We start from the raw sequence: 17,291 nt of genomic DNA, 5'->3' as shown, positions 1-17,291 counted from the left end.
GCGGAATTTCCGGTGACGAGCCATCCCTCTCAGGCCGGGTCGCTGTAGTCGGTGGCGGCATAGACCTTCAGCAGCCTCTCGACTCCGTGCAGGAACGTCTCGCAGATCAGCGCCGGGTCGAACAGGCAGCCGGCGGCCATGGCGCCGTCGCGCATCATCACGAAGTGGCGGGCGGCGGGCTCGGCGCCGGTCTGCTGGATCTTGGTCAGCAGCTCCGTGACGGTTTCGAGGAACCATTGGCGGTGGGCGAGGACGGCCTTGTGCACCGGGGACTCCGGGTCGGGATATTCGGCGGCGGCGTTGAGGAAGGCGCATCCCCGGAATCCGGCGGACCGGATGCCTTGGGCGATGGACTCGCTGAGGGCCCGGATGGTGCCGGCGGCCGGTAGCCCGGCGGTGACGGCCTCGTCCGCTTGCCCCCGCATGGCCCGGTCGACCTCGTTCAGGTAGGCGAGGACAAGGTCTTCCTTGCCGGGGAAGTGCCGGTAGAGGGTGGCCCGCGTCACCTGCGCTTCCGCGACGATGCGATCGATGCCGACGGAGTGGATGCCCTCCGCGTAGAAGAGCCGGGTGGCCGTGTTGAGCAGCCGGGACCGTGCTTCGGACGGCCGGCCTTCGGATGGGGTGGGCATGCCGCCAGCTTAGCGGATAGAACGTTCGGTCTTGACAGTCCGCGCCACGATTGCCATGCTGTGCCGCGATAGAACGTTCGGTCTTGTGGAGAGGGCGCTGAAGCGCTCTCCGCATCACTCATCCACCGAAAGGATCATCATGAGCACCATCGCCGCGTCGCCCGGTATTTCCGGGACCGCGTCCGCGCTGCGGCGGCTGTACTTCGTCCGGTTCGCGTTCGCCATCGTCTGGGCCCTCGTGATGTTCACGACCGCCTCGAACCTGGGCCCGCTCGCGGTCACCCTGCTCGTGCTCTACCCGCTGTTCGACGTGGGCGCCGCCGTCATCGACGCCCGCGCGTCGCGCGCCACCGGATCACCTGCCCTGCTGTACGTGAACGTCGCCGTCAGCCTGATCACCGCCATCGGTGTGGCCATCGCCTGCGCGTCCGGCATCCCGGCGGTGCTGCGCGTGTGGGGCGCCTGGGCGGTCGTCGCCGGGCTGGTCCAGTTGATCGTGGGGGTCACCCGGCGCAAGATGGGCGGCCAGTGGCCGATGATCATCAGCGGCGGCGTCTCCGTACTCGCCGGTGCGTCGTTCATCGTCGGCGCCGCCGCGGCCGACCCGACGCTGACCAACGCGGCCGGCTACGCCATTCCCGGCGGCATCTTCTTCCTCATCTCGGCCTTCCGCCTCGGCCGCGCCGCGAAGGGGAACTGACGTGGACGGCAGAACGTACGACGTCGTCGTCATCGGGGCCGGTCCGGTCGGGGAGAACGTCGCCGACCGGGTGGTGCGGGGCGGCCTGAGCGCCGCCGTCGTCGAGCGCGAGCTCGTCGGCGGAGAATGCTCCTACTGGGCCTGCATGCCGACCAAGGCGTTGCTGCGCAGCGCGGCGGCGTTACGGGCGGCGCGTCAGTTGCCGGGTGCCCGCGAGGCGGTGACCGGTGGTCTCGACGCGGCCGCGGTGCTGAACCGGCGGGATGGTTTCGCCTCGTACTGGAAGGACGACGGTCAGGTCGGCTGGCTCGATTCGGCCGGGATCGCCCTGCACCGTGGCCAGGGCCGGATCGTGTCCGCGGGCGTGGTCGAGGTGACCGGCGACGACGGCGTCCCCATCACGTTGACGGCCCGGCACGCGGTGGTCATCGCGACCGGAAGCGGCGCACTACTGCCCGACATTCCCGGTTTGCGGGAGGCCGCGCCGTGGACCAGCCGGGAGGCGGCCGCCGCGAGCGCGGTCCCCGGCCGGCTCGCGATCATCGGCGGTGGCGTGGTGGCGTCGGAGATGGCCACCGCCTTCGCCGCCCTGGGGTCCTCGGTGACGATGCTGGTCCGTGACGGTGTGCTGCCGCTGGCCGAGCCGTTCGCCGGCGAGCGGGTCACCGAGTCGTTGCGGGAGGCCGGTGTGTCGGTACGCCTCGGCACGGAAGCCGCGTCGGTGCACCGCGACGAGACCGGAACGGTGCGCATCACGATGACCGACGGCGAGCGGGTCGAGGCCGACGAGGTTCTGGTGGCGATCGGCCGGACACCGAACACCCAGGACATCGGTCTCGGCGCCGTCGGCTTGACGCCGGGTACCTGGCTCACGGTGGACGACACGCTGCGAGTGGTCGGGGAGGACGGGGCAGCGATCGGTGACGGGTGGCTGTACGCCGTCGGTGACGTCAACCGGCGAGTGCTGCTGACCCACCAGGGCAAATACCAGGCCCGCGCGGTCGGCGACGTGATCGTGGCGCGGGCGAAGGGCGAAGCGGTGGAGGACGGCCGCTGGGGCCGGCACGTGGCCACGGCCGACGAGCGCGCGGTGCCCCAGGTGGTCTTCACCGAACCGGAGATCGCGTCGGTGGGGCTGACCGCGGCCGCGGCTGAGGCCGCCGGGGTACGGATCCGCGTCCTCGACTACGACCTGGGCGCCGTCGCCGGATCCGCCCTGCACGCCGACGGATACCGGGGGCACGCCCGCATGGTCGTCGACGAGGACCGCAAAGTGATCGTCGGCTTCACGCTCGTGGGTCCGGACGTCGCGGAACTGCTGCACGCCGCGACGATCGCGGTCGTCGGCGAGGTTCCGCTGGACCGGCTGTGGCACGCGGTCCCGTCGTACCCCACGGTCAGCGAGGTGTGGCTGCGGCTGCTGGAGGCGTACGGCCGCTGACCGTACGCTCACCAGGGTGCGAGGGGTTGAGCGCGGCGATCAAGTCGCGTGCGTGGGGTCGGATGAGCCCCACGCGACGCCCTGGCCGCGGTCCATCGCGGTGATGGCCCGCATGTCCTCGTCGTCGATGGAGAAGGAGAACAAGTCCGCGTTCTCCCGCATACGCGCGGGGTTGGTGCTCTTGGGCAGGACCGGGTACCCGTTCTGGACGCCCCACCGCAGCAGCAGCCGCGCCTCGGTGACCCCGTACTTGGCGGCAAGGGCCTTGAAGGGCGAATCGCCACTGGCGCTGTCGGCCCGCATCTCATCCGTCTTGCCACTGTGATGGCCCGGGGCGGTCCGCCAGGTCGAGAGGGGCACCAAGCTGCTGTAGGCGATGGGAACGATGCCGTTCTCGTCGAGAAAGCGCACGAGTTCGGGCTTCTGAGACCACGGGTGCAGTTCGATCTGGTTCGCGTGTGGCAAGGGGAGACCCGCCGCGGTCAGTTCCTCGATGTGCGCGGCACTGAAGTTGGACACGCCGATCGCCCGCGTCTTGTGCTTCTCGAACAGCTCGACCAGCGCACGCCACTGCTCCAGCCGCTGCGCCCGGTTGAACGGCGCGTGGATCAGGTACAGGTCGACGTGGTCGAGGCCGAGCCTGTGGAGACTCTCCTCGAAGGCGTCGACGGCCTGCTGCGTCGACTTGAAGGATTCGTCTCCGTCTCCCGGCCACAGTTTGGTCGTGATGAACAGGTCGTCGCGGGTGAGCCCCTCGGCGGCCATCCCGCGGCGAATCCCCTCACCGACGCCGCGTTCGTTCTGGTAGACCTCCGCGGTGTCGATGTGGCGGTAGCCGGCGCGCAGCGCCGCCTCGACGGCGTCGGCGGCCTCCGCGTCGGGGATGAGGTAGGTGCCGAACCCGAGGAGCGGGATGTCGACCCCGGGTGCGAGTGTCCTGCTGTGCGAGGTGGTCACGGGTCCTCCTGGATGTGTGCTCGGGTCGCGGCCATGACGCGACGCGGGTCGGCGGCCTGGCAGTTGTCGTCATCTTCGACGCGTCGCCCGGAAGGTATGGGCCGACTCTTTGGCCTGCGGCTTCGCGCCCGCGAGTGATCTGTTTCCGACTCTAATGCCGGATGGCGGGTCCTACCGCGAGGCAGGGGGGTACTGCCAGGGACCCCCTTCGCGGGCCTTCTTGACCGGGAGCCGGGTTTACCTGAAGCCCCGTCTTGGGCGCTGGGGGTTTCTGCCAGTACCCCTCACAGCGGAGACTCCCAGGTCACAGCTGCTTTGCGTTGCATGGTCAGTGGTCGGTGCGCCGCTGCTCTTCGCGGTCTCGGCCGGGATGGGGACGTACGACTTCAACGTCGCGATCGTCCGCAAATAGCCGCCCGTCGCTTCTGCTCTGTGAAAGGGACTCTTCGTGCCCTCCATGCCCGACCGCCGGATGACTCCGGCGCGCACACTCATCTTCGCCATCGCCGCCGGTCTGGCCGTCGGAAACCGCTCCAGCCCGTACGCCGACAAGCCGAACGCGTCCCTGTGATGCGCGTCCATGCCTGTGGGGGGCACTGGCAGGGACTCTCACGCGCCCTCACCGGCCGCTACATCCTTCCTATGCTGAGGTTATGGACAACCGGGCCGAGGTCAGCACCTTCCTGAGATCCCGCCGCGACAAGATCACGCCGGAGGAGGCGGGCCTGCCCGCGTACGGGCAGCGGCGCGTGCCCGGCCTGCGCCGAGGCGAGGTCGCGACGCTGGCCGGGGTCAGCGTCGAGTACTACACCCGCCTGGAACGCGGCAACCTCGGCGGTGTCTCCGACAGCGTCCTCAACGCCCTCGTCCGGGCCCTGCGCCTGGACGACACCGAACGCGACCACCTGTACGCCCTGGCACACGCGGTCAACGCCCGGCCCCTCCGCGAGCGGCCCCGCCCCCAACGGGTCGCCGTGCGGCCCAGCGTGCTGCGCATCATCGAAGGCCTGCACGACCAGCCGGCCTACATACGCAACAACCGCATGGACATCCTGGCGGCCAACCCGCTGGCCCGCGCCCTGCACTGTGAGTGCTTCGAACAGGAGCCGGCCAACTGCTGCCGCTTCGTCTTCCTCGACCCCCGGGCCAGAACGTTCTACCTCGAATGGGAACGCGTCGCCCGCGACGGCGTCGGCGTCCTGCGGGTCGAAGCCGCCAAGAACCCCTACGATCGCGAACTGTCGAACCTGATCGGCGAGCTGTCCACCCGCAGCGACGCCTTCCGCAGTCTGTGGGGCGCCCACAACGTGCACGTCTACACCAGAGGCACCAAACGCTTCCACCACCCGGTGGTCGGCGCGATGGAGCTGAGGCACGAGTCCCTGGACCTGCCCGGCGACGAAGGACTGTCCATCACCGTCTACAGCGCCGATCCCGGCACACCGGCCGCGGACGCCCTGCAGCTTCTCGCCAGCTGGGCGGCGACCCAGGAGCACGACAAAGCCGCCGCACACACCGACACCAAGCGCTGACCTCCGGCCCAGGCGGGGGTTCGACCAACGTGTGCGGCCCCCGATGGATTTGTCGGGGGCCGCATGGTTGATGGCGCTAGAAGTCGAAGATTCCGTTCTTCGCGCCTGCTACGAACTTGTCCCAGACGGCCCGACGGACCACCCAGGGCTCGGCGTCTGGTTGCTCAGTGTCACGCAGGGCGACGCGGCCGTCGGACAGATGCTTGGCCTCCAGGCATTCGCCGCCCTGGCCGCTTGACGCGGTGATCCATCCTGTGGGGCTCGCGATCTCTCGCCCGATCTTCTCGCTCAACTCCATGCTGCCACTCTCCCCTTGATCCGCTGCATTGGCAGGTACTCGGGAAGTGCCGCCTTGCGTATGCATTCGAGCCGATCCACCAGTCGCTTGATCTCGGTGGGTTTGTCGATGACGTGACCGTGGAGGGCGGATTCGACATACGCAGCGATCGTCACTCCATTCTCCTGGGCGAGAACGACCGGCCCCACCAGAGCTGCCGTGCACAGAGCTTCGTATGGGACGAGTTGGACGCTGAACCAGTTGTTCTCGGCCATGGCGATCAGATGTTCCAGCTGGCGGCGGGTCACAGAGCCGTCGCCAATTGGACGATACAGGATGCCTTCGTCCACGACCGCGAGGTATTGGGGAGGAATGGGCCGGTTGAAGATAGTTTGCCGTTCCAATCGGGCTTGGATGGCTTCCTCTACCTGCTCCGGTGTCGTTTGTGGCTCCCCGGTGAAGATCGCGCGAGCGTACTCCTCGGTCTGTGCCAGTCCCGGCACGATCAATGGGGCAACGCTGATGATTTGATCCGCCTTCCGCTCGATCGGTGGCCACTGCCGATACCACTGGGGTATCCGGTCGCCGCTGATGGCCGGCCAGTGCGTCAGCAGCGCGCCGTCCAGCCCCAGCGCCTTTTCGCAGAGCTCGATCAGTTCGCGCGTGGGCTTCTCGTCTCCGCGTTCTACGTTGCCAATACGACTCTTGCTGTAGCCGATACGCTCGGCGAGCTGCGCCTGAGTCCATTTAGCCGCGTATCGGTATTTCCGTAGATCGGCACCGAAACGTGCCATTGGGCCGGTGGTTGGGTCGAGCTCTTTGGGTGCTGGCATCGATACCCCTGTGGCCGCGACTGTTCCAGCTCTTCTGGTTTGATGCCAGGAGGGATTGTTTCCCAACACAATGTAGCTCGTTGCATGCACTGTTTGAAGTGGCAACCGGAAGCTGGGTGCTGTCAAATCGCATAACAGAGTCCCGGCGCGAGCGATGGTGGCATGCGCCAAACTGCGACGGGTGGGAAATGGGTGGTAAATATGACAGAAGTCGGCATGCGGCTCGTCGGCGACATGCGGTTTCCCGGGCGCCCCGAGGTCGTCAGCGATGTACGGATTTATGCCGTAACCTGGCTGGTCGGGGAGCTGCCTGAAGCCGCTGACGATGCAAATCTTCTGGATAACGTACGACTTCTAGTTACCGAAATCGCCACCAACGCAATAAGGCATACTATTTCCGGCCGCTGGAGAAATGGAGCTTTTCGCGTCCGCATGTGGCGCGGCAGCGGCGGCCGGATCCGTGTTGAGGTCAGGGACCAGGGCTGGTGGTCGGGGCCACGGCTCCGCAGCGACGACGCGAACGAGACCGGCGGGCGAGGGCTCCAGATCTTGGCGGCCGTGGCGACGAGATGGGGCGTCAGAAGGCACTTGTTCGGCCGGACCGTATGGTTTGAGCTGGACCCTATCGCGGCGAGCATGGCGTGCCTGGACGCGCCAGGGCAGATCGTCGATCAGGCAAGCGGGCGGGTGATCAGGAGCCACGGCTGAGCAGCCGGCCTATCCGGTCGGCGACGAGGTGCGGTTGCTCGGCCTGGATGAAGTGTGCCGAGTCGACGACTTCGTGGCGCCCGTCGGGCAGGGTCTCGGCGTACCGCCGCTGGTGCTCGCGGATGGCGGCGTTCTGGCGCTCCCGCCCTTTGGCGGCGCGCGCCGCCGACAGCACGATCGTCGGGCATTTCGGGAGCTGGGGCGGGCGGGCGCGGAACCGCGGGATGGCGGCGGCCACCGCCTGCATCTCCTTGCGGGTCTGAGCGGTCCCGGCGGGGGTGAAGTTCTCGGCGAGCATGGCCTGGTAGGTGTCGGCGGAGAACAAGGGCCGGACATTGCCGCTGAACAGCCGCGCCAGGGGGCGGAAGCGGCTGAGCGTCTGCGTCACGGCCAGCATGCGGTCGATCTTCTTGGTGGTCTGGTCCCACATGTCGTACACCGGCGAGGTCTCCGGTGTGGGGTCGACCAGCAGGAGCCCTCGCAGCCGCGATCCCAGGCGCTCGGCGGCGCGGCGGGCGACCAGCCCGCCCATGCTGTGCGCGGCGAGCACGAACTCGCCCGGGACGACGGCCTCGGTCATCGCGATCAGGTCGGCGGCCAGGTCATCGATGCTGAGCTGCTGGGTGGTAGGGCCGCTGAGCGCGCGCCCGGCGCGGTCGTAGGCCACCAGTCGCGCCTTGTCGGTCAATGGTGGCAGCACCGGGTCCCAGAAGGTCCGGCCGCATCCGCTGCCCGCCTCGAAGACCACCCAGTCCTGTCCCTGGCCGGACTCCTCGACATAGACGGTCCGGCCGTTGACGGGCACCAGCTGTCCAGGGGCGTCTCGCATGGCTCCTCCTTCGAGTCCTTCGAGCGCAACGTTTTCATTTTTGATAACGGTATCTCATATGAAATCGTTGAGCCATGGATCCTGTCGAGCAGTTGTTGCACCCAGTGCGGCTGCGCATCGTGCACGCCCTGTCCGCAGTGGGCGCGCTGACGATCGCGCAGATGTGCGCCCGCATGCCCGAGGTGCCGAAGATCACGATGTACCGGCAGGTCGCCCAGCTGACCGAGGGAGGGTTCCTGGAAGTGGACGGCGAGCAGCGGGTACGCGGCGCCGTCGAGCGCCGCTACCGGCTGCGTCAGGACCGGCCCAGGATCGGCGCCGACGAGGCCGCCACGATGTCGCTCGACGACCACCGCCGGGGATTCGCCGCGGCCATGGCCGTCCTGATCGCCGAGTTCAACGCCTACCTGGACCGCGACGGCGCCAGCCCGGAGGCCGACTCGGTCTCCTACCGGCAGGGCACCGTCTGGCTGAGCCCGGACGAGCTCGCTGACATGCTGGCCGACCTGCTCGTGGTGCTGCGCGACCGGCTGGTCAACGCACCCACGCCAGGCCGCACGCCGTACCTGCTCAGCGCGATCTTGTTCCCTGCCGAGCAGCCGCCCGCGCCTGAAGCCGGTCGTTAGCCACAGTCGCTCCCGACACAAAGCACGCGACCTAAAGCACGCGACCTAAAGCACGCGACGTGTGCGCACGACACCCCCCTCGATGGCGATCCGGCCGATATCGTGCCGCCATGACCGATCATGTCCAGCGCCCACTGCTGTTCCTGGACGTCGACGGGACGCTCCTGCCCTATGGCGGTGGACGGCTCCCGTCAGCCCTCGATGAGTGGGCGGCATGGCAGGACGCGGCCAATCCGCAGTTGGCGAAGATCGATCCCGCGCACGGCCCGCGGCTGCTGGCGCTGTCCTGCGAGCTCGTCTGGGCCACCGCGTGGATGCACGACGCCAACGAGGTGATCGCTCCGCTTCTCGGCCTGCCGGAGCTCCCGGTGGCCGACCTCCCGGACGCCCCTGAGGAAGACGACCCTGGTGTGCTGCACTGGAAGACGCAGGCTCTCGTCGAGGCGGCAGCCAGCCGCCCGTTTGTCTGGGTCGACGATGAGATCACCGACCTCGACCGGATATGGGTTGCCAGACACCATCGCGGACCGGCTCTTCTTCACCGCGTCGACTCCGCGAACGGTCTCACCCATGAGGACTTCGCCATACTCGACGCCTGGCTTCGGGAGACGTCCAGCAACTCGTGAAACTCAGCTGTCGAGAACGTGCAGGTCGTTGACCGTGTAGGACAGGGACGCGCGGAATCCCATCCCGGTGCGTACCGGAGCGAGCGCCGCCAATTCCTCACCACGTGCGGGGAAGAAGGACAATTCCCCCGCACCGATCCAGGCGGTGTCGATTCGGATGTCGTCAAAGACGGCCATCACCAACTCGTGTACGGCGGGCTTGTCGTGCCGGCCAGCGCTGAGTTGGGGAAAGTGGCGCAGGTTGACGGTGGGCCGGGACAGCAACGCCGTCGCGTCGGGGACGGACTGGTCCAAGGTGACCAGGGCCTCGGCGATGCGCTGGCCGGCGGCCGATGCGGTGGCGGCGAACCGGCCGCCCGGGCCGACCTGCGGCGTGGCTGGGCCCTGCGCGGAGAAGGCTCTGGTCTGGTGTACGGCTCCGAGCTTCTTGGGGAAGCCCTGGATCCACCCGCGGGCCAGAGCGGCGTCGTTGTCGACGTAGATGTACGGGCACCAGGCGACGGGCGTTTCCTGCCACATGGCGTCGATGAGGACCATGAACTCGCGGTACTGGCTGCGTACCGGATCGAGGTAGTCCTGGCCGGCGGCGGAGAACTGCCAGTCGATGAACATGGCGGTGGCATGTCCGGACGCGGACGGATCCGGGCTCAAGCCCGGGGGTAACGTGGCGGCCGCGGCTTCGGAGGTGGTCCAGAACTCCACCCCGATCACGTCACCCGCATAGTGCCAAGGGGGTGCGCCAACCAGGTTGGCCTCGCCGCGCGGGGAGAGGGGAAGGGTGTAGCCGTGCAGCATGGAATGCCTCCAAAAGGGACGATGCGCTTCATTTCACAGTGAGCCTCGACCGCGAGCGGCTCGTGACCAACAATGGGCCCTGGTGCCACATATGCACCATGAAGTCAGCACAGGCGGGAGCCGGACTTGGGCGAGGTGACCTTCACGATCCTGGGACCGGTGGGAGTGCGCTGGTCAGATGGGCGGGAAGCCTCGTTGAGCGGCAAGCAGCGCGCCGTGCTGGCCAGCCTGCTGCTCCATGTCAACGTCCTGGTCTCCAAGCAACGGTTGATGGCGGCGCTGTGGGAGGTTCCTCCCGCCTCGGCCGTTTCCAACCTGCAGACCTACATCGCCCAGTTGCGCCGAGCCCTCCCGCCAGGCACCCGGCTTATCACCAGAGCAGCGGGATACCTCTTCGAGGCGACTCCCGAGGAGGTGGACCTGCTCGCCTTCGAACAGACGGTACGGCTGGCCGAGGCCGAGCATGCCCAGGGAAACGTCTGGGGCGCGGTCCATCAGTACGAGCGAGCGCTCTCTTTATGGCGCGGGAAGCTGGCCGAAGGGACCGAGCTCGCGGGACCGGCGCTCGCCCGTGCCACCCAGGTGGAAGAGCGGCGCGCAGCTGTACGGCTGCGCTGGGCCGAGATGAAGCTCGGCCTGGGCCGGTCGGCGGAGGTGGTCGAAGATCTCTGCGCCTTCGTGGCCGAGCAGCCACTGAGCGAACATGCGTGGCGTCTGCTCATGCTGGCCCTTTCGCAGGCCGGGCAACGTGATGCGGCCCTGGACGCTTATCGGCGCGCCCGCGCGGCGCTTGTTGATCAGCTCGGCATCGAGCCCGGCCGGCAGCTTCAGCGACTCCAGGCCGACATCCTGGCCGACACCGTGATCGTCGAGGATCCTGCGGAACATCGCCCAGCGAGCACGCGTCCACGGCACGGCCATGCTCGCGCACCTCGCCCTGGCCGACATCGAGCTGGAGCGGCGGCGCTTCGAGCCGGCGCGGACCATGTTCCAAACAGCGTTCGACCACTTCGACTGGGGGGATGATGCCCATTCGGCTGCCTACGCGCTCACCGGCCTGGTCGCCTGCGATCTCTTGGCAGCAGAACCCGATCAACGAACGCGAACCAGCATCCGGGAAGTCCTCTCGCGGTTCAAGTCCGCTGACGGCATCGACAATCTGCTCGACGGTCTGATCGCCATATGCGGAGCACAGCCGCAGGATCATCAGGAAGTCATTCGCATCTTCCGGCAGGCATTACTGCTTGCCCAGAACCCGCAGTGCCGCGAACCCGTCATGCAGTTCCTCCGCACCCTGATCACGGGAATCACCCTCTTTCGCCAGGACGCCCCGCAAGCAGCCATCGCTCGTTACCAGGACTGCCTCGACCTCACTCATGACCTGGGCTGGGGTCCGGGCGAACGCTATGTGCTACGCAGGCTGGGCGAGGTCTATCACGCCGTCGGAAGACACGCCGACGCGGTGAGCACCATGGAGCAGCTGTCGGCCATGTCGGCGAAGGCCGGCGACATGTACGGCGAGGCGCTGTCCGCCTATTTCCTTGGCGAACTCAGCCTTGAACGCGGGGAGCGGCAACCGGCGGCGGATTACTTCGTACGCTGCCACGACCTCATGAACAGGCACGGACATCCGACCTGGCCCGCGCGTGCGCGCCACATGATCGACCTCGCCCGCGGAGAGCTCTAATGAGGTTGCCCGTCGGGGGAGGCGAGCGGAGCCGCAGGCCGACGGCGGGACAGGCGGGTGCGGAGCCAGCCGAAGACCGCAGGCCCACCCGCGAAGCACCATAGCGCTATCACGGGGTCGCAGATGGCGCAGCCGAAGGAGGAGTCCGCGGCGAAGGGGAGCAGGGGGCTGCCCTGGAGATGGTGCAGCACGTCCCAGGCGGTGTGGAGCAGCCAGCCGATGCCGATGAACCGCCAGCTTTCCAGCCCCCGATAGGCGACGTACGACATGACGACCGGCAGCACGAACTCCCAGTAACCGAGCCCGCCACCGCTGAGATAGGCGGCGCCCGCACCGGCGACCGCCACGGCATTCGCGCGGCGCCGGTGCGGCTCGGGAATCAGGGAGATGACGGAGACGGCGATCAGACCGATCAGGATCGGCATGAGGATGGACATGAAGAGTGGTGATCCGTTCTGCGAACATGCGAGTTGAAGTCGAAAGCAGCGCCAGGCTAGATCGGCTCGCCCCATCGGCCCCATGGGCTGAATCGACAATTTCCAACGGGTTCCCGCCATCCGCCGCCGGGCCGTTGACCAGCGCGACCTACCGTGTCCCTATGCACACGGTGGCGGTCCTGGCGCTGGACCATGTGGTGGCGGCCGACATGGCGACCCCGATCGAGGTGTTCGGGCGGGCCCGGCTGGCGGACGGGAGCCGCCCGTACCGGGTCCTGGTCTGCGCGGCGACGCCGCGGGTGGCCAGCGACACGTTCACACTCCTCGCCCCGTACGGGCTGGAGGCGCTGCGGGAGGCGGACACGATCGTCGTGCCGGGCTGCTCGGAACAGGCAGCCCCGCCGGACCGGGAAGCACTCGACGCCCTGCGCGCGGCGGCGGCCGCGGGAACCAGGATCGCCTCCATCTGCGCGGGGGCGTTCATCCTCGGCGCGGCCGGGCTGCTCGACGGGCTGCGCGCGACCACGCACTGGATCGCGGCCCACCGGCTGGCCGAACTGTTTCCGCGGGTGGATGTACGGCCGGACGTGCTGTACGTCGACAACGGCCAGATCCTGACCTCGGCCGGCGCCGCGGCCGGCCTGGACCTGTGCCTGCACCTCATCCGGCGGGACTTCGGCTCGGCGATCGCCGCCGACTCGGCTCGGCTGTCGGTGATGCCGCTGGAACGAGAGGGCGGACAGGCGCAGTTCATCACGCACGCTCAGCCGCCGGTGCCCCAGGGCTCGCTGCTGGAGCCCGTCCTGTCGTGGATCGAGGACAACCTCGCCCGGGAGGTGACCCTGGCGGAGATGGCCAGGCGCGGCGGGCTCAGCGAGCGGACCTTCAGCCGCCGCTTCCGGGAGCAGACCGGCACCACTCCGCTGCAGTGGCTCCTACGAGCCCGGGTACGCCGGGCGCAGTTCCTGCTGGAGACCACCGACCACGGCGTCGAGCGCATCGCGACGCAGGCCGGGTTCGGTTCGCCCACCGCCTTTCGGGAGCGGTTCAAGCGCGTCGTCGGCGTCACCCCGCACGCCTATCGCGCCTCCTTCCGGAGCGCTTAGATCTCTAAACGCCACTCTCTCTGCTCGTCGAAGAACTCGAATCCCATGGCCTCGTTGATGTCCAGCATGTGGGCGTTGGAGACGGCGTTCCACGTGATGACGCGCTCGATGTGGGGCTCCCGCTCGTGCAGCCAGAGCAGGTTGCCGATCTTGAGAAGCAGGCCCAGGCGGTGGCCCCGGTGCTCGCGCAGCACGGTCGTGTCCCCCTGATAGCCCCAGCTGTCGGAGCGGTCCTCGTCGACCAGGATGCGCGTGTAGCCGGCGGGGGCGCCGTCGGACGTGCGCCTGGCGATCATGGTGTACGGAGTGCGGCCGATGACCGGAAGGGCCTGCTCGCGGGAGCGCACGCGGTCGACGGAGAAGTTCGCGGCCTCGATGTCCGCGTCGCGCGGGGCGTCGTTCATGCCGTCCATCAGCGTGGCCAGGTCCTGCAGCAACTCGGGGCCGGCCGGGCCGACCCAGCGCTCCAGGCGGTAGCCGTCCACCTCGGGCCGCATCCGCTCCAGCGCTGCCCAGTCGGCCGTACGCAGGTCGAGCGTGCGGCGGGCCTCCGTGAGCGAGAGCGTCATCCCGCGCGCGGCGGCGAAGCGGGCGCCCGACCCGGTGTCGGGCGTCGCGGTCAGGACCAGCGTCCGACCGTGGGCACGCAGCCGCTCAAGGGCATGCTCGAACAGCGCCGAGCCCAGGCCCCGCCCGCGCCGCTCCGGCCGCACCACGAGGGTGAACAGCCGGCCCACGTGGGTGTTGTCGTCTTCGGGCAGCGCCAGCGCGTACCCGCCGACCACCTTGCCGCCCTCGGCCGCCACCCACGCCTCGGACCGCCCGCCCGCTCCGCCCGTAGTGACGACGTAGGAGAACCAGGGCAGGGACGGTACGGGGCCGTGGTCGTCGCCGTTGCCGGCCACGAACGCGTCGTACAGGCCCGTGACCAGATCACCCGGCTGGTCGAAATCGATCGGCTGGATCATCCACTGCCCATCTCGCACTGAGCCTCCCCAAAGGCCGGTCCATGTCGCCATCAACCTACAGAACCGGCCCCGCCCGCCGCCGCTGAGATTCCTGTCGGCCAGGCTGCCTGGCCTGCCGCCCCGAAGATCCTGGGCCGCCTGTCATCGGTGAACGTCGCCGGACTGATTCAATCGGCGGCCGGCAGGAGAGCGAGCGTCCGGGTGAGCGCGGCGCGACCCCTGCGTAGGGCAGCGGTCCGATCGGTTCCGGCTGGTCCCTGCCATCGGAGATAGACCATGGTGGTGCCATGACGCACGGCCACCGAGACATTCGCGACCAGGTGATGGGCCGACCGGGACGACAGGTCGCGACGTCGTATGACGAAGGTCTCGATCTCGCCGGTCCAGGGTCCTGAGGTGAGGGGTCTGACCAGGTGACTGCCACTCACGTGCGACTTGTCGTCGTCCTCGCAATTGACCCAGTCGCCCCAGCCGAGCGGGCGGGTGCGCGCCTGTTCGGCGGCCTGCTCGTCGGGCAGGAGCAGCACGTCCGTACGGATGGATACCTCGCCGGCCAGGCGGCGCCTGATCGTGGGAGCGCCACCGTACACGTTCTGGTCGAAACCGGCGGACGGGCAGACGGTGTCGTGCTCGGGATCGAAGGTCTGCCACGACTTCATGTTCTTGCCGTACGCGGACGGCGCGGGCAACGCCGCAGCCATGGCGCTCAAGGCCGATCTTGGGGAGGTGCCGGCCGGGGCGGGGCTGTCGGGGTCGCCGCCTACAGCGGCCAACACGGACACTGCCCCGGTTTCCGGGCCGAGCGGGAGCAGGAGCGGGTCCATCGTTCTCCATGACACCTCGGCCAGCAGCCCTCCTCTGGCGGCCACGATCGTCGACATGATGTCCGGGTCGCCATCTTTCGTGTACTCCTCTTCGTTGACCCTGGCCCGCACTCCGTGCCATCCCCAGCGATCGAAGTCCGCCAGATCACTGCCCGAATAATCGGATTGGGGCTGGCGGGCGCAGTCCTCCGCGCCGCGACGGGCCTCCCGGACCAGGCGGCTCGCAGTGCCGGGCGAAGTGATCCAGAACCTGACGTCCAGCGCCGAGGACACCTCCGGAACACGAAGCAGGCCGGTGTAGGCCGGAACCCCCTCGGGGGGCAGCGCGTCGAGGCCGTGCTCCGGCCAGCAGGAAAACAGAAGGGGGAAGTCCAGGTTCATCCCGGCGGGAACGGCGACGGTGAGGCCCATGTCCTCGAGGCGGCGGTCGACGTCGTCATCCAAGCGGCTCCGCAGCCGCTCAGCGATCTCCTCCGCCGAAGTCGCCGCCTGTACGGGTATCGGCAACAGGGGCGCCATCGGCCGGTCAGCGACGCCTGAGGCTAACAACAGGGCGACAGCTGCGGCCGCGACACGACGCCTGGCAAGATCCACAAGGGGTACGACGCCGGGCGTCCGAGAAAGGTTCGCCTGGGGGCGGGGGCCTCGAAGATCGGTCCATGTCGCCATCAACAGTCTCGCCCGCCGCCGCTGAGACGTCCTGTTGGCTAGTCTTCGGGGTGATGTTGGAATCAGGGTCAATGTCGCTTTATGCCCTGATATTGCGTGCGTCAAGTCGGAGGTGATCACGGTGCATCCGGTCTCATGACAGCCCCATCCCGGGGTGTCACGGAGCCGAAAGGTGACCGTATGAGCAAGACCGACAAGACCCGGCCCTGGTGGGTGCGGATCGCCGACGAGCCGATGGTGACCTGTCTGCCCATCCATGATCATCGGTTCGGGCCATGCACGCTCCCCGACGAGATCACCGCCGCCAGCGCGTCCCTGAGCCACCGTACGAGCGGCTGTTACTGGCGTGCCAGCGACCGCTACTGGTTCGACTGCGGTGGTGGCGGCGGGGGCCGGGAGTGGTACTTCTTCCGGCGCGAAGGACGCCGCCGTAGCCGCCGCCAGGCGCGCCGCGAACTGCGCGCCTATCACGGCGAAGACTGACGGAGTGGCGCGCGTGGCACACTGGGCCAGGCTTGGTGAGAGCGAGCCACGCACGATGAGCACGGTCAGGCGCGTGGCTCGGCGTACTGCCTCGGCAGTGTGAAGCCGCGCGTCTCCAGCACGGTGCGCAGGCGGTCGGGGTAGTCGGTGATGATGCCGTCGACGCCGTCGTCGATGAGCTTGTTGATGGTGGCCTCGTCGTCGATCGTCCACGGGATCACCTTGAGGCCGAGGCGGTGCGCCTGGTCGACCATCTCCCGGGTGACGTAGGCCTGGTAGCCGGGATCGGTCGCCTTGCCGTTCTGCGGGGTGCCGTGCACGGGCGAGAACGCGCCGGCGCCGAACGACTTGACGGCCCTGAGCGGGTCGCCGCCGAAGTCGTCGATGTCGATCCCGCCCAGCCACGGGGAGGCGCCGGGCTTGCCGGTCTGCAGGAAGTCGATGTTCGTCAGCGCCACCAGGGGGAGGCGCGGCTCGACCTGGCGCTCAAGTCGTTCGCACGGTAGCGCTTGACCAGGTGCGCGAGCCCTACTGCGTCGATACGGCCTTCCAGGGTGCGGGAAACTGGAGGGATGACCACCGAGAACGGCCGTCCCGGTCCGCCCGTGACCAGTGTCTCCGTCGTGCTGCTGACTCTGGCGCGCCGGATCGAGGCCGAGCTCAACGCCGCTCTGGCCGCGCTCGACCTCACGGTCAGCAAGCTCGGGCTGCTGGGTCACATCGCCGGTGTGCCCGGGGTGTCGTTCAGCGATCTGGCGCGGATGTCGGGGACCACGGTGCAGAGCGCCCACAGCGCGGTGAAGGCGCTGGCCGCCGCCGGGCTCGTGAGTGACAGTGTCGCCCGCGCCGGTTCCGCCTCGACGATCGAGCTCACGCCTGACGGTGCGCGCCTCCTCGAGGCGGCCAAAGAGGCGGTGGCCGGAGTCGATGAGCACCTGTTCGGCCCCGAGTCCGACCCCATCCAGCGGCAGATCGCCGACGCGGTCCGCGCCGCCTTCGAACCCCGCTGACCGCTTCGAGGCCGCTGGCCGCATCGAGGGTCGCTAACAGCTTCGGGGCCTACTCCACCAACTGGCGCTCCTGGCGCGGCGTCGCTAGCTCCTTCGAGCGCCGCTGACTGACTGTTCGCGCTGACTGGTCGCGCGACTTTGGGGCACATCC

At 68.5% G+C, this 17,291-nt stretch carries 22 protein-coding genes; 12 read left to right on the top strand and 10 right to left on the bottom strand.

Annotated elements, in window-relative coordinates; translation table 11 throughout:
- Positions 1-29 precede the first annotated feature (29 nt).
- Positions 30-632: a TetR/AcrR family transcriptional regulator gene (locus ACIBO2_RS10545; RefSeq protein WP_397296425.1), complete on the bottom strand. Its 603-nt coding sequence runs from the start codon at positions 630-632 to the stop codon at positions 30-32.
- Positions 633-771: 139 nt separating this feature from the next.
- Between ACIBO2_RS10545 and ACIBO2_RS10540 the strand changes: the two genes are divergently transcribed.
- Entirely contained in the window at positions 772-1,332 is a 561-nt protein-coding gene (locus ACIBO2_RS10540) for a hypothetical protein (RefSeq protein ID WP_358544159.1), read from the top strand.
- A 1-nt stretch (position 1,333) separates the two neighbouring features.
- Positions 1,334-2,773, top strand: coding sequence for an NAD(P)/FAD-dependent oxidoreductase (locus ACIBO2_RS10535; RefSeq protein WP_358544156.1), 1,440 nt, complete (start codon positions 1,334-1,336; stop codon positions 2,771-2,773).
- Positions 2,774-2,812: 39 nt separating this feature from the next.
- Here the strand turns inward: ACIBO2_RS10535 and ACIBO2_RS10530 are convergent, their stop codons facing one another.
- Positions 2,813-3,730 (bottom strand): aldo/keto reductase, encoded by a 918-nt coding sequence (locus ACIBO2_RS10530; RefSeq protein ID WP_358544153.1) that lies wholly within the window; start codon positions 3,728-3,730, stop codon positions 2,813-2,815.
- A gap of 448 nt (positions 3,731-4,178) precedes the next feature.
- On the opposite strand from ACIBO2_RS10530, the gene ACIBO2_RS10525 reads away from it, so the two are divergent.
- Both ACIBO2_RS10525 and ACIBO2_RS10520 read left to right on the top strand, forming a co-directional pair.
- Positions 4,179-4,301: a hypothetical protein gene (locus ACIBO2_RS10525; protein WP_358544150.1), complete on the top strand. Its 123-nt coding sequence runs from the start codon at positions 4,179-4,181 to the stop codon at positions 4,299-4,301.
- Positions 4,302-4,383: 82 nt separating this feature from the next.
- Positions 4,384-5,262, top strand: a complete 879-nt coding sequence (locus ACIBO2_RS10520) for a helix-turn-helix transcriptional regulator (protein WP_358544147.1) — start codon at positions 4,384-4,386, stop codon at positions 5,260-5,262.
- 76 nt (positions 5,263-5,338) lie between these two features.
- On the opposite strand, the gene ACIBO2_RS10515 is transcribed toward ACIBO2_RS10520, so the two are convergent.
- Together ACIBO2_RS10515 and ACIBO2_RS10510 are read right to left on the bottom strand one after the other, a co-directional pair.
- Complete coding sequence (locus tag ACIBO2_RS10515; RefSeq protein ID WP_358544144.1) at positions 5,339-5,560, bottom strand: DUF397 domain-containing protein; 222 nt, start codon at positions 5,558-5,560, stop codon at positions 5,339-5,341.
- On the bottom strand, positions 5,551-6,372 hold the full coding sequence (locus ACIBO2_RS10510) for a helix-turn-helix transcriptional regulator (RefSeq protein WP_358544141.1): 822 nt from the start codon (positions 6,370-6,372) through the stop codon (positions 5,551-5,553). The genes ACIBO2_RS10515 and ACIBO2_RS10510 overlap by 10 nt, the downstream gene beginning before the upstream one ends.
- 201 nt (positions 6,373-6,573) lie before the next feature.
- On the opposite strand from ACIBO2_RS10510, the gene ACIBO2_RS10505 reads away from it, so the two are divergent.
- Positions 6,574-7,080 (top strand): ATP-binding protein, encoded by a 507-nt coding sequence (locus ACIBO2_RS10505; RefSeq protein WP_397296421.1) that lies wholly within the window; start codon positions 6,574-6,576, stop codon positions 7,078-7,080.
- Here the strand turns inward: ACIBO2_RS10505 and ACIBO2_RS10500 are convergent.
- Positions 7,064-7,909: an alpha/beta fold hydrolase gene (locus ACIBO2_RS10500; protein WP_397296419.1), complete on the bottom strand. Its 846-nt coding sequence runs from the start codon at positions 7,907-7,909 to the stop codon at positions 7,064-7,066. The two genes, ACIBO2_RS10505 and ACIBO2_RS10500, sit on opposite strands and share 17 nt — an antisense overlap.
- A gap of 74 nt (positions 7,910-7,983) precedes the next feature.
- Here ACIBO2_RS10500 and ACIBO2_RS10495 point away from each other — a divergent pair, with 74 nt between their 5' ends.
- Complete coding sequence (locus ACIBO2_RS10495; protein ID WP_358544132.1) at positions 7,984-8,535, top strand: helix-turn-helix domain-containing protein; 552 nt, start codon at positions 7,984-7,986, stop codon at positions 8,533-8,535.
- A 110-nt stretch (positions 8,536-8,645) separates the two neighbouring features.
- Positions 8,646-9,161, top strand: a complete 516-nt coding sequence (locus tag ACIBO2_RS10490) for an HAD domain-containing protein (protein ID WP_358544129.1) — start codon at positions 8,646-8,648, stop codon at positions 9,159-9,161.
- Positions 9,162-9,164: 3 nt separating this feature from the next.
- On the opposite strand, the gene ACIBO2_RS10485 is transcribed toward ACIBO2_RS10490, so the two are convergent.
- Positions 9,165-9,956 (bottom strand): acetoacetate decarboxylase family protein, encoded by a 792-nt coding sequence (locus ACIBO2_RS10485; RefSeq protein ID WP_397296417.1) that lies wholly within the window; start codon positions 9,954-9,956, stop codon positions 9,165-9,167.
- A gap of 135 nt (positions 9,957-10,091) precedes the next feature.
- Between ACIBO2_RS10485 and ACIBO2_RS10480 the strand changes: the two genes are divergently transcribed.
- Both ACIBO2_RS10480 and ACIBO2_RS10475 read left to right on the top strand, forming a co-directional pair.
- Positions 10,092-10,982, top strand: a complete 891-nt coding sequence (locus tag ACIBO2_RS10480) for a BTAD domain-containing putative transcriptional regulator (RefSeq protein ID WP_358544471.1) — start codon at positions 10,092-10,094, stop codon at positions 10,980-10,982.
- Complete coding sequence (locus tag ACIBO2_RS10475) at positions 10,876-11,643, top strand: tetratricopeptide repeat protein (RefSeq protein WP_397296415.1); 768 nt, start codon at positions 10,876-10,878, stop codon at positions 11,641-11,643. The genes ACIBO2_RS10480 and ACIBO2_RS10475 overlap by 107 nt, the downstream gene beginning before the upstream one ends.
- Here ACIBO2_RS10475 and ACIBO2_RS10470 read toward each other — a convergent pair.
- A complete protein-coding gene (locus ACIBO2_RS10470; protein WP_358544120.1) occupies positions 11,640-12,080 on the bottom strand; it encodes a DUF6010 family protein in 441 nt (146 codons plus the stop codon). The genes ACIBO2_RS10475 and ACIBO2_RS10470 overlap by 4 nt on opposite strands.
- A 161-nt stretch (positions 12,081-12,241) precedes the next feature.
- Between ACIBO2_RS10470 and ACIBO2_RS10465 the strand changes: the two genes are divergently transcribed.
- A complete protein-coding gene (locus ACIBO2_RS10465; RefSeq protein WP_358544117.1) occupies positions 12,242-13,186 on the top strand; it encodes a helix-turn-helix domain-containing protein in 945 nt (314 codons plus the stop codon).
- Here ACIBO2_RS10465 and ACIBO2_RS10460 read toward each other — a convergent pair.
- Both ACIBO2_RS10460 and ACIBO2_RS10455 read right to left on the bottom strand, forming a co-directional pair.
- The gene (locus ACIBO2_RS10460; RefSeq protein WP_397296412.1) at positions 13,183-14,172 is read right to left on the bottom strand and encodes a GNAT family N-acetyltransferase; all 990 of its coding nucleotides are present in this window, start codon (positions 14,170-14,172) and stop codon (positions 13,183-13,185) included. The two genes, ACIBO2_RS10465 and ACIBO2_RS10460, sit on opposite strands and share 4 nt — an antisense overlap.
- 149 nt (positions 14,173-14,321) lie before the next feature.
- The gene (locus tag ACIBO2_RS10455) at positions 14,322-15,422 is read right to left on the bottom strand and encodes a hypothetical protein (RefSeq protein ID WP_358544111.1); all 1,101 of its coding nucleotides are present in this window, start codon (positions 15,420-15,422) and stop codon (positions 14,322-14,324) included.
- A 405-nt stretch (positions 15,423-15,827) separates the two neighbouring features.
- Between ACIBO2_RS10455 and ACIBO2_RS10450 the strand changes: the two genes are divergently transcribed.
- The gene (locus ACIBO2_RS10450) at positions 15,828-16,130 is read left to right on the top strand and encodes a hypothetical protein (protein ID WP_397296410.1); all 303 of its coding nucleotides are present in this window, start codon (positions 15,828-15,830) and stop codon (positions 16,128-16,130) included.
- Positions 16,131-16,195: 65 nt separating this feature from the next.
- Here ACIBO2_RS10450 and ACIBO2_RS10445 read toward each other — a convergent pair whose 3' ends face one another.
- A complete protein-coding gene (locus ACIBO2_RS10445; RefSeq protein WP_397296408.1) occupies positions 16,196-16,588 on the bottom strand; it encodes a glycerophosphodiester phosphodiesterase in 393 nt (130 codons plus the stop codon).
- Between the two features lie 114 nt (positions 16,589-16,702).
- On the opposite strand from ACIBO2_RS10445, the gene ACIBO2_RS10440 reads away from it, so the two are divergent.
- Positions 16,703-17,140, top strand: a complete 438-nt coding sequence (locus ACIBO2_RS10440; RefSeq protein ID WP_358544102.1) for a MarR family winged helix-turn-helix transcriptional regulator — start codon at positions 16,703-16,705, stop codon at positions 17,138-17,140.
- Positions 17,141-17,291 lie beyond the last annotated feature (151 nt).

It is taken from the genome of Nonomuraea sp. NPDC050022 (genome assembly GCF_044460705.1).
In the GTDB taxonomy this organism is placed as follows: Bacteria; Actinomycetota; Actinomycetes; order Streptosporangiales; family Streptosporangiaceae; genus Nonomuraea.
The sequence above is the reverse complement of the archived record's forward strand: the minus strand, read 5'-3'. Positions and strand labels throughout refer to the sequence as shown.